Source organism: Pseudoalteromonas sp. G4, assembly GCF_028875915.1.
In the GTDB taxonomy this organism is placed as follows: Bacteria; Pseudomonadota; Gammaproteobacteria; order Enterobacterales; family Alteromonadaceae; genus Pseudoalteromonas.
This window is the reverse complement of the sequence record NZ_JAPEHW010000161.1, coordinates 1-902: the sequence shown is the minus strand read 5'-3', so window position 1 is coordinate 902 and position 902 is coordinate 1. Positions and strand designations below refer to the sequence as shown.

The window sequence follows — 902 nt, the reverse complement described above, 5'->3', positions numbered from 1 at the left end:
ACGCCGTGCTCGCGCGCGTAAAAATCGTCGCTAATATTGGTTTTAGAGCAAAGATTCACTACAGTTAAATAAGAGTGTTACTGTAGTGAATTTAACTTGCGTCGTATATCCTTTCTAATCACATCACTATTATTACTAAGCTTTGCAACTGTCGCGAAGCAAGAGATTACTTTTGCCACGGATCTTATGCCCGAACAGGGAAATCGTAAAGTTGATCTCGTCTCTAGTCTGGTTTATTACGTTACTGATACCTTACAGAACGAGTATCAAATTAGTTTTCAACAAGCGAGTAGGGAGCGTGAGTGGCGCTTAGTTACAAAGCAGAATAATGTTTGTCTTTATAATAAAACGCGCACACCTGAGCGTGAAAAAATTGCCGTTTTTTCATCCTTACCTTTAATAGTTTATGCACCAAATCGATTGATATTAAATCGCAATTTAGACTTGCCACAGCCACTTTCGCTAACTGAAATAATCTCGCTTGGCTTAAATATTGGCGTGGTTAAAGGGCGAAATTATGGTGAACAATTGGATTTATTAATCGCAAAGCATAGTGAGCATTTATATGTTGGTGCGGGCAGTTACAAAGCCGAACGTCTTGAAGTCATGTTAAAACAAGGAAAGTTAGACGGCATCATTGAATACTCTTCCGTATTTAAAAGTCGCCAGCCAGAGGCTGTTATTAACAAGGATTATTATGTTTATGCGCTTAAAGAAGCCCAGCAAGCTGTAAAAGGGTTTTTAGCATGTTCGGATTCTAATGTAGGTAAACAGTTTATTGATGATTTTGAGCAGGTGATGTTAAGTGAAGATTATCGTACTTTTGCCATCAGTAAATTTAATGAAGCTCAGAATTATATTGAGTCCGCGTATATTATTGAGCAGTTAGGATACAAATAAAA

1 protein-coding gene is annotated in these 902 nt (G+C 37.6%); it reads left to right on the top strand.

Annotated features, from left to right (window positions below):
- Positions 1 to 96 precede the first annotated feature (96 nt).
- Positions 97 to 900, top strand: coding sequence for a hypothetical protein (locus tag ON073_RS20380; RefSeq protein WP_274763694.1), 804 nt, complete (start codon positions 97 to 99; stop codon positions 898 to 900).
- The last annotated feature ends 2 nt before the right edge of the window (positions 901 to 902 follow it).